This is a genomic window from Streptomyces sp. NRRL F-5755 (assembly GCF_001279365.1).
GTDB lineage: Bacteria > Actinomycetota > Actinomycetes > Streptomycetales > Streptomycetaceae > Streptomyces > Streptomyces rimosus.
In genome coordinates this window covers 43,600-59,547 of sequence record NZ_LGCW01000070.1, presented here as the reverse complement: position 1 = coordinate 59,547, position 15,948 = coordinate 43,600, and the positions used below count along the sequence as shown (strand labels likewise).

Genomic DNA, 15,948 nt, shown 5'->3' with positions numbered 1-15,948 from the left:
CCTACTGCCCTGCGGCCGCGTAGTCGGCCCGCAGCTCCCGCCAACGATCCAAGTTCCACGTGGACCAGTCCATGGGGCGGCCATCGAGCGCGTCGGCGAGAAACTCGAAGTGGTGGTGCCAGCCGGCCAGGCAATCCAGTCGGGAGGCGGCGGAGCCGGTGAACTCGTTCGTGAAGCGCAGGCGGGTGCCCTCGGAGCCCTCGTCCCGGAGCTCGAAGCGCACACGGCCATGAACATCGACGGTGTACTCGGCCAGCCGCACCGGCCCCCAGCCGGTGACCCGCCCGGGAGCCACCGTCGCATTCCCGTGCTCATCGATGTTCTGCCACCGAAGCGTGATCACACCACCCTCACGCCGCACAAACGGATCGGCCACAGCAAGCCACCCCGGCAGCCCCTCCCGAGTAGCCACCGCCTCCCAGACCCGCTCCACACCCTGGGGAAAACGCAGCTCATACCGGAGGGTGTGAGTATCACCGGCGGAAACAGCAGTGCCATACGGGACAGGGCTCTCCAGACGCTCCATGAGCCCACCATCGCGCATGGCACGGGGCTCGGCAGGTCGGGGTGGGGCGGGTGGGCCAGGCCCCCGGAGCAGAAGCTGACCGATCGCCGGTCGGCTTCGGTCAGAAGCGTTGGCGGCCACCGGAGTACTGGATCGGCTTACGGCACTCCGGAGCATCACGGGGCGCGGGCTCCTGGTCGAGAGCGTGGCACAGCGCGGCGTGGACTCGTTCTGCCTCGGCTGCCGTCAGGCGCAACGGGGCGGTGGCGATCGGGGCCCCACGTCGGGTGATCTGGAGTAGCACAGTCAGCCGGCCGTCGGGTTCGTGGCTGACGGTGGTGCCCGCCATCGGGGCGAGTTCCCACCCGTACGACTCCCGCCCTGTCCGGCTCATTCGACCGTCTCGTCGGCGGGGACTTGCCGCTCTTCCGACTGGGCAACGGCGTCCTCGAATTCATCCAGCAGTCCGCCCCTGCTTTCGGCCACCCTGAGTGCGTCCCGCAGCGCTTCACACAGTCGGGTACTCAAGAAACGGAATTCGAGGGCCCCGGCCTTCCGGTCTTTGAGTATTTCGGTCGCGTGGTCGAGCAGTTCGGTCCCCATGGCGAGCTGGACTTCCTCCATCTCGTCGGCGAGCCGGGAGAGGATGCCGCCTTTGTCGTCGGTCACGAGATACGAGCGCTGCCCGGCCGGCCCCGGCCAGGGAAGCAGACGCGGGTGGACGCTCACCGCGTCACCGCCGTGCGGTACGAGGCGCTCAGTAGCGACCCGAAAGCCCTACTCGTTCGGTTCCGCATGTCGACCTGCCTTCTCCAGGTTGGCCATGCCCTGGGGTGCCGTCACGCACCACCCGGCGTCTTGTCTCGGTAGTCAACGACCGTCTTCGGCCAGTAGGCAGTGCTCATACGGGAGTTCACGTGCACATGGGGGTTCGGAATACCGATCAAGGGGTTCACGGTGAACCCTTACACACATGAACTCGCCGTGACAGCATGAATGCTCACCGTGGCCTCCGAGAGGGCAGCAGCGACATGCGCAAAGAGCCGAACCACCGCTTGGCCGCCGTCATGGCGGAAGCCGGTGCCTCGAACAAAGGGCTGGCGAAACGCATTCGTGAAGTCGCGCAACGGCATGGCGATCGCCTCGGCACCACGCATGTTGCCGTCCAGCGGTGGTTGGACGGGAAGGGTATCCAACGGCAGACGGCGCTGTACGTGGCCGAGGCATTGAGCGACAAGTTACGGCGGAGGGTTACGCCACAAGAGCTGGGGTTCTCCGGTGTCCCGCGGGCCCTCGACAGCTCAGTCGGTATGGACTACGCCCGCTCGCTCCCCGAGGTACTCGATGCACTTGGCGGCCTCACGCACCAGTGCCCCGAGGACGGCCGGTCGGACGAAACCCCGCTCCCGGACGCCGATGTGCATTCCGCTGTCCTTACCTGGCTGGTCTCCCGGTCGGAGGGCGTGCCCAGTGGCGCACCCGCCACTCGCCGAGTCGGCATACGGGATGTCGCCGCGATCCGTACTGCCGCCGGGTTCTTCATGCAGCTGGACTTCCGGTTCGGTGGCGGGCATGCGCACAAAGCCTTCCGGCACTACTTTCGGGAAGACGTACTTCCCCTCCTGGGAGCCTGCTACAGCGCCAAGGTGGGTGAGGCATTGTTCAAGGCCGTCTCGGAAATGTCGCAGTTGTTGGCCTGGAGCGCGTACGACATCGGGAACCATACTCTCGCCGAGCGCTACCTGCTGTCGACTCTGCGGCTTGCTCAGGTAGTGGGCGACCGCATGATGGGCGCGCGAATTCTGGCCAACTTGAGCCATCAGGCCAACTACCTGGGTAATGGGCATCGGGCCCTGACGTTGGCCCGTGCGTCGGTGGAGGGTGGCAAGGCCGGCTCCACGCCTCGCGCGATGGCGCTGTTCTCCGCCCACGAGGCTCGCGCCTTGTCCACGGCACTGGACCACAAGGGCGCTGCTCGCGCGATGAACGAGGCTGAGAGGTTCTTTGCACAGGCCGGGAGTGCCGATGACCCGGAATGGCTCGCCTATATGGATGAAGCCGAGCTGAACGGCGAGTTCTGCCACTGCTTCCGAGACCTCGGGCAGAGAACGGAGGCGGTCCGGTTCGCCGAACGCGCCGTAGAGCTCACCGACCCCAAGTACGCCCGCTCACTCGGGTTCTGCCGCATGGTGCTCGCCCAGAGTCAGTTGCGCAACGGAGAACTCGAAGCCGCTCTGGCCACCGCCGGGCTCGCTGTCGAAGCAGGAGACGCCCTCCAGTCAGCCCGGTTCCAGCGTTACGTGGACGACTTCCGGTGCGAGGTGTCGGCCCGCGCGGCCCATCCTGCCGTCCAGCGCTTCACCGAACGGGTACGGAAGGCGATGGACAGGATGGACGACGAGTGACGCGGGTCATCCCGGGCTCCAGTCGCGTGGCTCGTCCTCGTTCCGCAGCGAGGAGATGCGCCGGGCGTACTCCGCCGCTGTTTCGGCGCTCTCGGCGATGTTCTGCATGAGCCATGTCGTCATCTTGAATTCCTGCAGGGCTCGCAGGGTGGGGAAGCCCGGCCAGCCGCGCAGGTCCCGGCCATATGCGCCGACGAAAGCACCGTACTGTTCCTTCGTCTGCCAGCCCAGGCTGTGATGCTCAGTGGCGGTGACCATCAGATCCCATTCGGGATGGTCGAAGCTGAATCGTTCGAGATCGATCAGGGTGACCCGGCCATGGCGATCCACCATCAGGTTCTGCACATGTGCGTCTCCGTGCACGGCGCATTTCCGGGATTCGAAGCGTAGGCCCGCGACGCGTTCCCGGAGTTCCCCGGCGCGCTTGCGCAGGAAGGCGCGGTCGTCCTCCGGTATGCCGGCTGCTGCTGCGATGCGCCGGTCGGTCCGGCCCAGGGCCGGGTACGGCGGTAAGGCCAGCGTGTCCGGGACGGTGAGCGAATGAAGGTCCCGTAGGACCGCGCCCAGTTCTCCGTACGTCGGCTTGCGGGGGCCTTCCTCGATCAAATGCCAGAACGTTACGGGGTGGCCGTCCACCACCACGGGCTGTTCCAGGTCGTCGACCACCCGCGTGACGGGGAATCCCGCACGCGACAGCCAGCGGGACACCCGCACCTCGCCTTGGACCGCATCCAGGTACTCCCGCGAGCGGGCGATCCGCACCACCACAGGGTGTGCCGCCAGCCGGAACAGCGCGTTCTCTCCTAAGCGGATCAGACGCGCCCCGTCACTGTCGAGGCCCGCCCGTCGGCAGGCCCCGGCCAGTACCCGGGCGGCGCCGCCCGACGTGAATGCGTGCCTTGTGCTCCGCTCGGCGTCGGACGGCATGCCCGTATCCACTCCTCAGCGCCGTTGGCCGATAGCCACACCGCCCGGATCAGATCCCCGAGTAGGAATGCAGTCCCGAGAAGAAGTAATTCACGACGTAGTAATTGAAGATGTACGTCAGGAACGCGAACAGGCCGAGGTAGGCGGCCTTGCGGCCCTTCCAGCCGACGGTGGCGCGGGCGTGGAGGTAGGCGGCGTAGGCGACCCAGGTGACGAAGGACCAGATTTCCTTGGAGTCCCAGCCCCAGTAGCGGCCCCATGCCTCGCCGGCCCAGATGGCGCCGGCGATGATCGTGAAGGTCCACAGGGGGAAGATCGTGGCGTTCACGCGGTAGGAGAACTTGTCCAGGCTGGCGGCGGCGGGCAGGCGCTCCATCACGGAGGTGGCGAAGGCGCCGGGCTGCTTGCCGTTCGGGTCGGCCAGCTTGCTCTCGTAGCGGTCGCGGAAGAGGTAGAGCAGCGTGGAGACGGCGCCGAGGTAGAGGAACGCGCCGGAGATGATCGCGCAGCTGACGTGGATCCACAGCCAGTACGAGTGGAGGGCCGGGACCAGCTGGGAGCTTTCGGTGTAGAGCCAGGTGACGGCCACGCCGAGGTCCAGCAGGACGGTGGCGGTCAGCAGCAGGCCGATCCAGCGGACGTTCTTCCGCAGGGCGAGGAGGATGAGGTACGCGGCCACCGCGACCATGCCGAAGGTCGTGGAGAACTCGTACATGTTGCCCCAGGGGGCACGCTGCACGGACAGGCCGCGGGTGAGGACGCCGCCGAAGTGGATCAGGAACGCGAGGGTGGTCAGCGAGATGGCGATCCGGCCGTAGAGGTCGCCCTTCTCGGTGCCGCCCGCGGCGCCCGGGCCGTCCGGGACGTCCCGCTTGCCGTTGGCCGCGCGGGTGACGACCTTGGGGCGCTCCAGTACGGCGGTGCCGCCGCCCTGCTCGGCCGTGCGGGCCGCCGCGGCCCTGGCGGGGGCCGGCGCGGTGGCGGTCAGGGCCGCTGCCGTGCGGCCGACCTTGCTGCGGCTGCCGAAGGCCCACTCGGCGAGGTGCGCGAGGAAGGCGAGGGTGTAGACGGCCATGGCCGAGTAGATCAGCATGTTGCTGATACTGGCCAGGCTCTCGTTGGTGGCTGCGGCAGCGATGTTCACGCGCGCGCTCCTTCGGAGGGGTCGGCAGGATCATCGGCGGAGTCGGTGGAATCGGCCGGACCGACGGAATCGGTGGAACCGGTGGACTTCGCCGTGTTTTCGGAGCCGGTGGGGGTGGGTTTCTTCTCGTCGGCGGCCGGGGACGGGGCGGGGACGGGCTTCGCGCTCGCGTCCGTAGCCGTGGCCTTATCGGTGGCCGTATCCGTACCCGCCTGCGCATCGGAGTCGGAGGCCGTCTCCGCCGCCAGCGGCGCGTCCGGTTCCAGGGCCGCGGCCAGGTCGGCCAGCTCCTCCGGAAGGCGTGCGGACTCGCTGCGGCCCAGGCCCGCCATCTCGACGACGGTCACGCCGTCGGCGCCGCGTACGGCCCGCACCCAGACCCGGCGGCGCTGGATGAACAGGGAGCCGGCCAGGCCGAGCAGGATGGCGATCGCGCCGATCAGGGCGAGGCCGTTGCCGGGCTGGTGGGAGACCTGGAAGGTGGCCCACTGCTTGACGCCGACGAACTTGATGCTGCCGTCGCCGCCGGGGAGCTTCATGGTCTCGCCGGGCTTCATCATCTGGGCGACGGCGCGGCCGTCCTGCTTGTACTGCTTGAGGTTCTTCTTCTCCAGCTGGTACACGCTCTGCGGCAGTCCGGAGTCCACGCCGAGGTCGCCGTGGTACGCGGTCAGCGTCAGCCGCGGGTTGTCCAGCGCGGGGAACGTGGAGAACATCGAGCCGGAGCCCTTGCCGCCGTACGTCGGCACGAAGAAGCCCGAGAAGCCGAGCTGATTGCGCTTGCCTGCGGCGGTCTGCGCGTTGGGCACCTTGACCACGCCGGTGGAGGTGTAGTTCTGCATGTCCTGCGGCAGGAACGGCACGGCGCCGCTGTAGACCTGCTTGCCGCGGCCGTCGGTGACCTCGACGACCGGCGCGTAGCCGTGCGAGAGCAGGAAGATCTTGGAGTCCGCGATCTCCAGCGGGTGGTTGACCTCGATCTTGCCCTGGTGCTCCTGGCCGTCCGCGCCCTGGAAGTACGAGATGTTGGCGCGGAACTCGCGCGGGGTGCCCTTCTGGGGGCCGGTGCGCTCGTAGGACGCGTCGAAGCTCTTGAGGGAGAAGCCGAACGGTTCGAGGTCGTCGGTGTCGTAGAAGGCACCGGACTTGAAGTTGTCGTACTGGGTGAGGCTGTTGGCGAAGCCGTCGCCCTCGACGACCAGCTTGCCGCCCTCGGACTTCCACAGGCTGCCGACGGCGACCGCGACCAGGATCACGATCAGCGAGACGTGGAATATCAGGTTGCCCGCCTCGCGCAGGTAACCCTTCTCGGCGGCGACCGCGTCATCGACGGTGTGGGCGCGGAAGCGGCGCTTCTTCAGCAGGCGCTGGGCGGCGCCGAGCACCTCGTCGGGCGCCCGGTCCGTACGCCACGTCGTGTACGCGGGCAGCCGGGTCAGCCGGCGCGGGGCGCGCGGCGGGCGGCCGCGCAGCTGGCCGACGAACTGCCACGAGCGCGGCACGATGCAGCCGATCAGCGAGATGAACAGCAGCAGGTAGATCGCGGAGAACCACACCGAGCTGTAGACGTGGAACAGGCCCAGCTTGTCGTACAGCGGCGCCAGCGTCGGGTGGTCGGTGCGGAACTGCTCGACCTTGGTCGGGTCGATGCTGGTCTGCGGGACCAGCGAGCCGGGGATGGCGCCCAGCGAGAGCAGGAACAGCAGGATCAGCGCGACCCGCATCGATGTCAGCTGCCGCCAGAACCACCGGGCCCAGCCGATCGGCCCGAGGGACGGCAGGGAGACCTCTCCGGCCGCCTCCTCCTCGGGGGCGGTGGACAGCTGCGAGCCCGCGGCGCCGACCTCGGCGTCGTCGGCGTCGCGGGGGGTATCGGTCTTGGAGGCCATCAATCAGATCCCTGGGGTGAAGCTGCTGGTCCAGCTCTGCAGGCCGGACATCATGTCGGCCCATACGCCGGTGAGGAGCAGGACGCCGAGCACGACCATCATGCCGCCGCCGAGCCGCATCACCCACACGTAGTGGCGCTTGACCCAGCCGAAGGCACCCAGCGCCTTGCGGAAGGCGAGGGCGACGAAGACGAAGGGCAGGCCCAGTCCCAGACAGTAGGCCACGGTCAGCAGGGCGCCGCGCCCGGCACTGGCCTGGTTGAGGGCGAGCGAGCTGACCGCGGTGAGCGTCGGCCCCAGGCACGGCGTCCAGCCGACGCCGAAGAGCACACCGAGCACCGGCGCGCCGGCCAGACCCATGGCGGGCTTCTTGTGGAAGCGCAGCTCGCGCTGTCCGAAGTTCTTCAGTACGCCGGCGAAGGCCAGGCCGAGCAGGATCATCAGGACGCCGAGGACCTTGTTGATCGGGTCCTGGTAGTCCTGGAGCTCCTGGCCGAAGTAGCCGAAGAGGGCGCCGCCGGAGACGAAGACGGCGGTGAAGCCGAGGACGAAGAGGGAGGCGCCGGCCAGCATCCGGCCGCGCTTGGCCTCGGCGAGGTCCGTACCGGTCACGCCCGTGACGTAGGACATGTAGCCGGGTACGAGCGGCAGCACGCAGGGCGAGAAGAAGGAGACCAGGCCGCCGAGGAGGGCGACGGGCACGGCGAGCAGCAGCGCGCCCGAGGTGATGGTGGCGGCGGGGCCGGTGGCGGCGGCGAGCGTGATCACGTGATCACTTCTCGTCGATCAGCGGCTTGAGCATCTTGCGCAGCTCGTCCTCGCCGAGCGGCCCGATGGACCGCGCGGCGATCTTCCCCTGCCGGTCGACGGCGATGGTGGAGGGGATGGCCTGCGGGTTGAGGCTGCCCTTGGGGAAGCGCAGCATCAGCTTGCCGGTCGGGTCGAACAGGCTCGGATACGGCACCTTGTGCTGTTCCTCGAAGCTGACCGCCTGGGACTTCTGCGAGTCGCGGGTGTTGATGCCGACGAACTGGACGCCCTTGTCCTTGGTCTCGTTCGCGACCTTGGCGAAGTTGGGGGCCTCGGCGATGCAGGGGGCGCACCACGATCCCCAGACGTTCAGGACGACGACCTTGCCCTTGTAATCCGCGATGTCCAGCTTGGCACCCTGGGTGGTCTCGCCGGAGATCTCGGGTACGGGCTTGCGGTCCGCCTTAGCGACCCGCTCGACGCCGTCCTTGCCCTCGACGAACTGGGTCTGCTCCGAGCCGCCCGAGCGGCCCTCGCCGCAGGCGGCCAGCGTCAGCGCCGCGAGCGCGGCACCCGTGGCGAACAGGGCGGTGCGGCGATGACTGGCGAGTCGTCGGGGGACGCGGCAGGCACTCATGTGAAAAGTTTCGCATGGGGCGGTTACGGATCTTCCGCACCCCCCTCGCCGGGGCCGTGTCCGCCGTGTCCCAGCACGTCAGCGGGTTCTCACGGGGAGGGGCCGGAGCGCCGCGCTCCGGCCCGTACCCGTACACCTCTCAGGCCCCCGACAGGAATGCCTTCCAGCCGCCGGCCGGCTTCTGGCCCACGCCCAGGCCCTGGAGCTTGGCGACGACCTTGGGGTCCTGTGCGTCCAGCCAGTCGGTGAACTGGCGGAAGGAGACCAGCCGCACGTCCTTGCGCTTCTCGTCGGCGATGTGCTTCAGCGCCTCCTCGACGGCGTCCATGTAGATGCCGCCGTTCCACTGCTCGAAGTGGTTGCCGACGAACAGCGGCGCGCGGTTGGTCTCGTAGGCCCGCTCGAAGCCCTTGATGTAGGCGCCGGTGGCCTCCTTGCGCCAGCCCGGGTAGTTGGCGGGCGGGCCCTTGGTGGAGTTCTTCGACTGGTTGGCGAGGATGTTGTAGTCCATCGAGAGGACCTCGAAGCGGTGCCCGGGGAAAGGTATCTGCTGGAGCGGGTAGTCCCACAGGCCCATCTTCTTCTTCGGCCAGCGCTGCACGCCGCCCGGCGAGCTGGCGTCGTAGCGCCAGCCCAGCTTCTTGGCGGTGGGCAGCAGATTGTCCTGGCCGAGCAGGCACGGCGTACGGCCGCCGACCAGCTCCTTCTTGTAGTCGAACGGCAGCGGCTCCAGATCGGTGAAGCCGGTGTTCGTACGCCACTTCGTGACGAAGTCCATCGCCTGGTCGATCTCGGACTGCCACTGGGCCGGGGTCCAGTGCTTGACCGAGGTGCGGGCCTCGCCGCAGAAGTGCCCGTTGAAGTGGGTGCCGATCTCGTGGCCCTCCAGCCACGCCTCCCGCACGTTCTGCAGCGTCGCCTTGATGTGCTCGTCGGAGAGGTAGCCGATGTCGGAGGCGCCGACCTTGTTGTTCGGCGGGCGGTAGAGGTGCTTCTTGGACTCCGGGAGGCAGTACAGCCCGGAGAGGAAGAAGGTCATCGCCGCGTTGTGGTCCTTGGCGAGCTTGCGGAAGCGCGGGAAGAGGCCGTTGCCGACCTCTCCCGCGCCGTCCCACGAGAAGATCACGAACTGCGGCGGGGTCTCCCCCGGCTCCAGCCGGCGCGGCTTGTCCGGCTGGTGGGGCTGCGGTCCGGCGTCGGCCGTCGAGCCGTCACCGATCGGCTTGGCCTTCGCCTGGACGTCGTTCTTGCCGTTGCCGGACCCGGAACCGGAGCCGGAGTCGGAGGAGCAGCCCGCGACGCCGAGCGCCGCGGCCGCACCCACTCCCATGCCCAGCAGGTTCCGCCGACTGATCGCGCGCATACCGTCGTCCCCATCCGTACTCGTCACACTCAATATCCGTATAAACGGACATGGAGTAAGAGGTTCTGGCGAACACGGAGGTTCCGGACTAATAGCGCAATATTATTATTTTACTTTTTGTCGACCCTGCGTCACATAGCCAACACGGCATCACACCGGCCCCTCGCGCCCCTCATGCAACAGGATGCGGGAAACCGGCCGGAGGTTACGCTCCGAACGCCTTGGATTTGCCCGCCTGCGGCTTGGCGCCCGCCCGCAGGTGCGCCGGCACCAGATCGAGCGCCGGTTCGGTGTATCCCACCGAAATAATCTTGTCGCCGCGGAAGGTGAACGACGTCAGCGAGGCGAGCGTGCACTGCCGCTTGCGCGGGTCGTGCCACAGCCGCCGCCGCTCAGCGAAGCTGCGCACCACCCAGATCGGCAGCTGGTGGCTGACCGCCACCGCCTCGTGCCCGCGGGCCGCGTCGCGCGCCGCGCCGAGCGCCGCAATCATCCGTACGACCTGCTCCAGATACGGCTCGCCCCACGACGGCCGGAACGGGTTGGTCAGGTACTTCCAGTTCCCCGGCTTCTTCAGCGCGCCGTCACCGACCCCGAAGGTCTTGCCCTCGAAGACGTTGGCCGCCTCTATCAGACGCTCGTCGGTGGCCAGGTCGAGGCCGTGCGCCTTGGCGATCGGCGTCGCGGTCTCCTGCGCCCGCTCCAGCGGGGACGCCACGACATGCGTGACGTCCCGCCCCGCCAGGTGCTCGGCCACCCGGTCGGCCATCCGCCGGCCCAGCTCGGAGAGGTGGTAGCCGGGCCGCCGCCCGTACAGCACGCCCTCGGGGTTGTGCACCTCGCCGTGCCGCATCAGGTGGACGACGGTGGTCTCATCGCTGTTCATGTCACCCATCTTCCGGTCCGGCCCGCCGTACGCCCCGCTCACGCGGTCGCTTCGGCGGCGGCCCGCGCGGCCGAGGGCAGCGCCGCAGCGATCCGCTCGATGGCCCGCTGGTCGTGCGCGGTCGAGACGAACCACGACTCGAACGCGGACGGCGGCAGGTACACGCCCTGGGAGAGCATCGAGTGGAAGAAGGCGGTGAAGCGGAACGCCTCCTGCGCCTTGGATCCGTCGTAGTCGGTCACGTCCCGGTCGGTGAAGAAGACCGAGAACATGTTGCCCGCGACCTGGAGGCGGTGCGCGACGCCCGCCTTGGTCAGCGCGTCGGTGACCAGCGAGCGCACCTCGGCCGAGACCGCGTCGACCTTGTCGTACGCCGCCTGGTCCAGCAGCTTGAGCTGGGCGACGCCGGCGGCCGTGGCGACCGGGTTACCGGACAGGGTGCCCGCCTGGTAGACCGGGCCGGCCGGGGCGAGGTGGGCCATCACGTCGGCGCGCCCGCCGAAGGCCGCGGCCGGGAAGCCGCCGCCCATGACCTTGCCGAAGGTCATCAGGTCGGGCCGGACGCCGTCGATGCCGTACCAGCCGGTGCGGCTGACCCGGAAGCCGGTCATGACCTCGTCGGAGATGTAGAGCGCGCCGTTCTCGGCGCACAGGTCCTTCAGGCCCTGGTTGAAGCCGGGCAGCGGCGGGACGACACCCATGTTGCCGGGCGACGCCTCGGTGATCACGCAGGCGATCTCGCCGGGGTGGGCTGCGAAGGCGGCCCGTACGGCCTCGATGTCGTTGTACGGCAGCACGATCGTGTCCCCGGCCTGGGCGCCCGTGACGCCGGGGGTGTCCGGCAGCCCGAAGGTCGCGACGCCGGAGCCGGCCGCGGCCAGCAGCGCGTCGACGTGCCCGTGGTAGCAGCCGGCGAACTTCACGACCTTGGCGCGGCCGGTATAGCCGCGCGCCAGGCGGATGGCGGACATGGTGGCCTCGGTGCCGGAGGAGACCAGGCGCACCTGCTCGACCGGGTCGATCCGGTCCACGATCTGCTCGGCCAGCTCGACCTCGCCCTCGCCGGGCGTGCCGAAGGAGGTGCCGCGGGCGACGGCCTCCTGGACGGCGGCGGTGACCTCGGGGTGGGCATGCCCGAGGATCATCGGGCCCCACGAGCACACGAGGTCGACATACTCGCGGCCGTCGGCGTCGGTGAGGTACGGACCGGTACCGGACACCATGAACCGGGGCGAACCGCCCACCGCGCGGAACGCGCGCACGGGGGAGTTCACCCCGCCCGGCGTCACAACGGCCGCGCGGTCGAAGAGCGTCTGCGAAACTGGGGCTTCATAGGGAAAAGGCACTGTGATCCTGACCTGCACAAACGTAGGAAGGGGCGACGGCTTGCGGCGGCACCCGGACTGACAACGAAGCGGGATTCCCCTCGCTCTCGACCAGGTGTCAGACCCCGCGAGTCTGCAAAACTGGGACAACGTACGAGTAAGTCACGCAAGCAATGGTCTCAGAGGCGCACGGGGGCGCGCGGCGGGGCGTTTCACGCGCCGGTGACGGGGGAGGTCTCTGAGACGATGATCGGGTTGCGCGGCTGGGGCTGCGAGTGGTCGGGTGGAGATATGCATCGCGGTGGCGGACTGGGCGAGGGCACCGATGACCGGGGACCTGAGCGCGCCCAGCGGGGCCGCCACCGGCGCGAGGAGACCAAGGGCGGGGGAAGCAGAGGCGGCCGCATGGGGGTGACGTACAAGTACTTCGGCGCGCCGAACGGTGCCACGGCGGCGCGGGTGCCGATCTCGATGCGGCCCGAGGAGCTGGGCGGCGACGAGCTCGGCATGGGCGGCATGTTCACGAAGATCAAACCGGAGACGATGGCCGCGATGGTCCTCACCGGTATAGAAGGCATACCGCTGCACAAGGTCCCCCCGCTGGAACTGGTCGTCCTCCACCCCGACTACGCCGTCGTCAAACTCCCCATGACGGTCGTCGACCCGCTGCGCGGCGTCGGCGAGGAGTCGGTCGGCGCCGCGGCCTTCATCTGGTCCACGGTCCCCGACCGCGGCGGCCCCCGCGACGCCTTCACCGTCTACCAGCTGCTCCACGAGTGGCAGGACTTCTCCCACCGGCTGCACGAGGCGGGGCACCAGGCGTACTGCCTGGTGTGGCCGTGACGGGCGCGAACCACTGACGGAAGCGGCCGGGGCCGCATGGGTCCCGGCCGCGTACGGTGCGCCCATGGCCTTACGACGACGCACCCGCACCGCGGTCCTGACCTCCGCGGCCCCGCCCCGCCTGACCGGCGGACACCGTACGGACGCGTACGTGGAGATCGGCTCGCTGACCAAGGTGCTCACCGGGACGGCGCTGGACCGGCTCGCCGCCGACGGCGTGCTGACGCCCGACGACCCGGTGGACCGCTGGCTCGACGCGCCCCGCGGCACCGGCATCACCCTGCGCCACCTGGCGGAGCACACCTCCGGCCTGCCGCGGCTGCCTCCGCTGCGCGGGCCGCGCCGCGACCCGTACCTCCGCTTCGACGCGGCCGCGCTGCGCTCCCTCGTCGGCCGCCTCGACACGCTGATCACCACGGCTCCCGGCACGGTCGAGGAGTACTCCAACTTCGGATACGCCGTGCTGGGCGCGGCGCTGGCCGCTGCCGCAGGCGAGCCGTACGAGCAGGTCGTACAGCGCTGCGTGCTCGATCCGCTGGGCATCGAGGAGATGACCGCCCGGCCGCCCGCCGACCGGCGGCTGACCGGCACCGGCCGGTGGGGCCGGCCGCGCGCCGCGTGGACGACGGACGGCGCGGTGCTGCCCGCCGGGGGCTACTGGGCCACGCTGCCGGCCGTCGCCGCGCTGGTCCGCGGGCTGCTGGTCGAGCAGGTGCCGGGACCGCCCGCGCTGACCTGGCGTCAGAACGGGCCGCTGACATGGCACAACGGCGGCACTCGTGACGCGCAGGTTTTCACCGGGCTGCACCGTGAGACTCGTACGTGGGTCGTCGTGCACTGCCTCGACGCCGGGCCGGACGAGGCCGACCGCACCGGAGTGCGGCTGCTGAGGGACGGAGGGCGGACGGCGGGCGGGGAGTGAGGGGGCGGCGGGACGGTGGCGACACCACCGTCCCGGGTGATGGGTCCTCACTTCGCGCCGGTAGCAGGGCCGTCGGCCGCGCGGGCCGCCCCGATCGGTCACGCCCGCTGTTCGGGCCACGCGCCCCGCACTACCCTTGAGGGGCAGCCCGAGTCCCCGGCAGCGTGGCAGTCCCGTCCGCACCGAGGAGGCGCGTGGTGATGGCAGACCCCGGAACATCCCTCGACTCCCCGCGCGCCGGCGCGGTGGGTTCGCGGGTGCCGCCACCCCGGTCCCGTGCCCGGTGCGGACCGCAGCGGCCACCCGTGGCGGACGGACAGCCGGAGCGCCTGCCGGAAGCGGCGCCCCCGGCCGGGGGTGCGGACCCGGACTTCGCGGTCCTCATCGTGCGCGGGCGGATGGATCTCGCCACCCTGCCCACCCTGCGCGAGAGACTGCGGCGCCTGCCGCGCGCCCCGGGCAGCCTGCTGATCGTCGACCTGTCCGAGGTCACCGACTGCTGCCCGCTCGCCCTCGGTCCGCTCGTCGCCGCGGCCCGGCGGGCCCGCTCCCAGGGCGGTGATCTTCGTCTGGTCCTGCCGAGTCCCGCCGCCCGCGCGGCGTTGCAGACCAGTGGGCTGAACCGGCTGCTGCCGGTCTTCCCCGGCCTGGACACCGCGACCGGGACCGCCGCCGCCGGCCCGCCGGGACCGCCCGAGGGGGCCGCGGCCTAGGAAGCGTTCCGGGCGGAGCGCTTTCGGCCCGTGCTGTTCAAGGGAGGTGCGCGGTGTTTCCGCTCCTTCTCGTCTCCATAGTGATCACAGCCCTCGCCGGCTGGTTCGCCAACCCGGTGTGGTGGGTGGCCGCCGCCGTGCTGGCCTATCTCGCCGTGCGCTACCGCCAGGGCTATCTGGGCTACGACGCGGAGTACCGCGCCTACCGGGAGCGCCGTATCCGCCAGGACCGCTGGGACAAGCGCTACCGCGCGGAACGCGGGAACCGGGCGTCCAAGAGCAAGTAGGCCGCCGGGGCCGGTGGACGGCGGTCACCAGGTCGGCCGGGCCGACACCCCGCCGTCCACCACCAGGTCGTGGCCGGTCACCCACGCGGCCATCGGCGAGGCGAGGAAGACGCACGCGTCGCCGATGTCCTCGGGGCGGCCCAGCCGTCCGGCCGGGGCGGCCTGCCGGTAGCGGGCCACGCCGTCGGGCCACGCCTCGGCCAGCCCCTCGCGGTCGATCAGGCCCGGCGAGACGCTGTTGACGCGGATGCCGTAGGGCCCGTACTCCAGCGCGGCCGAGCGGGCGTGCATCACGACGGCCGCCTTGGACGCGCAGTAGTGGGCGTGCGCCGGGGCGGGCCGGTGCGCCTGGATGGAGGCGATGTGGGTGATCGAGCCGCCGTCGCCGTCCCGCATCACCCCGGCCGCGGCCTGCGTACAGGCGAAGACGCTCAGCACGTTGGGGTCGTTGACGGCGCGCCAGTCGGCGACGGTCATGCCCGCGAGGCCCTGGTCGGGCTGTACGCCCGCGTTGTTGACCAGGGCGGTGAGCCGGCCGCGCCAGTCCGCCGCCGTACGCACCAGGCGGTGGCACTCCTCCTCCGCGGACAGGTCGGCGCGCACCGCCAGCGCGCTGCCGCCCTGCTCCTCGATGCGGGCCACGAGTGCCTGCGCGGCGGAGGCGTTCGTACGGTAGTGGGCGACGACGGCGGCGCCCGCGGCGGCGAAGCGCAGCGCGATGCCGGTGCCGAGGCCGCCGCCCGCGCCGGTCACCAGGGCGACCTGGCCCGCGAGGGACGGCAGCGCGGCGTTGCCCTGCGGCGCGCTCACGGGCGGCTCAGCGCGGTGATCCGCGCCGCCTCCTGGGGATAGCGCGCGGCCAGTTCGGCGGCGTCCCCGTGTTCGTAGTCCTCGAAGGTGAAGCCGGGCGCCATGGTGCAGCCGAAGAGCGACCAGGCGCCGCCGTCGGCGACCTCGGCGCCCATCCATGTGCCGGCCGGCACCGTGAACTGGACGTGCTGGCCGCCCAGGACGTCCGGGCCGAGGACGACCGTACGGGTGCCGCCGGACGGCTCCAGGAGGAGCAGCGTGAGCGGGTCGCCGAGGTAGAAGTGCCAGACCTCGTCGGTGGGCAGGCGGTGCAGGGCGCTGTAGTCGCCGGGTTCCGCGGTGAGCAGCACGATGATCGCGGAGCCCTCGGGGCGGCCGTCGGGGCGCTCGGGGCCCGCCCATGTGCGCCGGTAGCGCCCGCCTTCCCTGGGCAGCGGCTCAAGCCCGTAGAACTCGGCGAGCGCCTGCGGTGACGGCGGTACGGCGGGCGTGTGCCGGGCCATGCGTCTCCTTCCCGGTCCCCGCGGGAACGGCGGGTACGG

The 15,948-nt window shown here is 70.3% G+C and carries 17 protein-coding genes; 5 read left to right on the top strand and 12 right to left on the bottom strand.

The genetic code is table 11. From position 1 onward, the window contains the following. Position 1 precedes the first annotated feature (1 nt). Positions 2–526: an SRPBCC domain-containing protein gene (locus tag ADK86_RS10395; RefSeq protein ID WP_053696330.1), complete on the bottom strand. Its 525-nt coding sequence runs from the start codon at positions 524–526 to the stop codon at positions 2–4. A gap of 369 nt (positions 527–895) precedes the next feature. Next, entirely contained in the window at positions 896–1,234 is a 339-nt protein-coding gene (locus ADK86_RS10385; RefSeq protein WP_053696301.1) for a hypothetical protein, read from the bottom strand. 302 nt (positions 1,235–1,536) lie between these two features. Here ADK86_RS10385 and ADK86_RS10380 point away from each other — a divergent pair, with 302 nt between their 5' ends. Beyond that, a complete protein-coding gene (locus tag ADK86_RS10380; protein ID WP_053696300.1) occupies positions 1,537–2,910 on the top strand; it encodes a hypothetical protein in 1,374 nt (457 codons plus the stop codon). A 6-nt stretch (positions 2,911–2,916) separates the two neighbouring features. On the opposite strand, the gene ADK86_RS10375 is transcribed toward ADK86_RS10380, so the two are convergent. From ADK86_RS10375 to hemL, 8 genes are all read right to left on the bottom strand, one after another. Further along, positions 2,917–3,837, bottom strand: a complete 921-nt coding sequence (locus ADK86_RS10375) for a phosphotransferase enzyme family protein (RefSeq protein WP_053696299.1) — start codon at positions 3,835–3,837, stop codon at positions 2,917–2,919. A gap of 49 nt (positions 3,838–3,886) precedes the next feature. Next, entirely contained in the window at positions 3,887–4,981 is a 1,095-nt protein-coding gene (ccsB, locus tag ADK86_RS10370; protein WP_053696298.1) for a c-type cytochrome biogenesis protein CcsB, read from the bottom strand. Next, a complete protein-coding gene (locus ADK86_RS10365; RefSeq protein ID WP_053696297.1) occupies positions 4,978–6,870 on the bottom strand; it encodes a cytochrome c biogenesis protein ResB in 1,893 nt (630 codons plus the stop codon). Before ADK86_RS10365 ends, ccsB begins: the two co-directional genes overlap by 4 nt. Before the next feature lie 3 nt (positions 6,871–6,873). Next, entirely contained in the window at positions 6,874–7,635 is a 762-nt protein-coding gene (locus ADK86_RS10360; RefSeq protein WP_053696328.1) for a cytochrome c biogenesis CcdA family protein, read from the bottom strand. Between the two features lie 7 nt (positions 7,636–7,642). Further along, entirely contained in the window at positions 7,643–8,257 is a 615-nt protein-coding gene (locus tag ADK86_RS10355) for a TlpA family protein disulfide reductase (RefSeq protein ID WP_003980987.1), read from the bottom strand. Between the two features lie 139 nt (positions 8,258–8,396). Beyond that, positions 8,397–9,620, bottom strand: a complete 1,224-nt coding sequence (locus tag ADK86_RS10350; RefSeq protein WP_053696296.1) for a hypothetical protein — start codon at positions 9,618–9,620, stop codon at positions 8,397–8,399. A gap of 205 nt (positions 9,621–9,825) precedes the next feature. Beyond that, positions 9,826–10,506 (bottom strand): histidine phosphatase family protein, encoded by a 681-nt coding sequence (locus ADK86_RS10345; protein ID WP_078951978.1) that lies wholly within the window; start codon positions 10,504–10,506, stop codon positions 9,826–9,828. Positions 10,507–10,544: 38 nt separating this feature from the next. Further along, positions 10,545–11,852 carry a glutamate-1-semialdehyde 2,1-aminomutase gene (gene hemL, locus ADK86_RS10340; protein WP_078951972.1) on the bottom strand — a complete coding sequence of 436 codons (1,308 nt, stop codon included), beginning with the start codon at positions 11,850–11,852 and terminating at the stop codon, positions 10,545–10,547. A gap of 270 nt (positions 11,853–12,122) precedes the next feature. Between hemL and ADK86_RS10335 the strand changes: the two genes are divergently transcribed. From ADK86_RS10335 to ADK86_RS10320, 4 genes are all read left to right on the top strand, one after another. Further along, positions 12,123–12,674 carry a hypothetical protein gene (locus tag ADK86_RS10335; RefSeq protein ID WP_078575525.1) on the top strand — a complete coding sequence of 184 codons (552 nt, stop codon included), beginning with the start codon at positions 12,123–12,125 and terminating at the stop codon, positions 12,672–12,674. Between the two features lie 64 nt (positions 12,675–12,738). Next, the gene (locus ADK86_RS10330) at positions 12,739–13,596 is read left to right on the top strand and encodes a serine hydrolase domain-containing protein (protein WP_053696294.1); all 858 of its coding nucleotides are present in this window, start codon (positions 12,739–12,741) and stop codon (positions 13,594–13,596) included. A gap of 200 nt (positions 13,597–13,796) precedes the next feature. Continuing rightward, positions 13,797–14,309 (top strand): STAS domain-containing protein, encoded by a 513-nt coding sequence (locus ADK86_RS10325; RefSeq protein ID WP_107088446.1) that lies wholly within the window; start codon positions 13,797–13,799, stop codon positions 14,307–14,309. A 53-nt stretch (positions 14,310–14,362) separates the two neighbouring features. Next, on the top strand, positions 14,363–14,596 hold the full coding sequence (locus tag ADK86_RS10320) for a hypothetical protein (protein WP_053696292.1): 234 nt from the start codon (positions 14,363–14,365) through the stop codon (positions 14,594–14,596). A gap of 24 nt (positions 14,597–14,620) precedes the next feature. Here the strand turns inward: ADK86_RS10320 and ADK86_RS10315 are convergent, their stop codons facing one another. Next, a complete protein-coding gene (locus ADK86_RS10315; protein ID WP_053696291.1) occupies positions 14,621–15,406 on the bottom strand; it encodes an SDR family NAD(P)-dependent oxidoreductase in 786 nt (261 codons plus the stop codon). Beyond that, entirely contained in the window at positions 15,403–15,909 is a 507-nt protein-coding gene (locus tag ADK86_RS10310) for a cupin domain-containing protein (RefSeq protein WP_053696290.1), read from the bottom strand. The genes ADK86_RS10315 and ADK86_RS10310 overlap by 4 nt, the downstream gene beginning before the upstream one ends. Positions 15,910–15,948 lie beyond the last annotated feature (39 nt).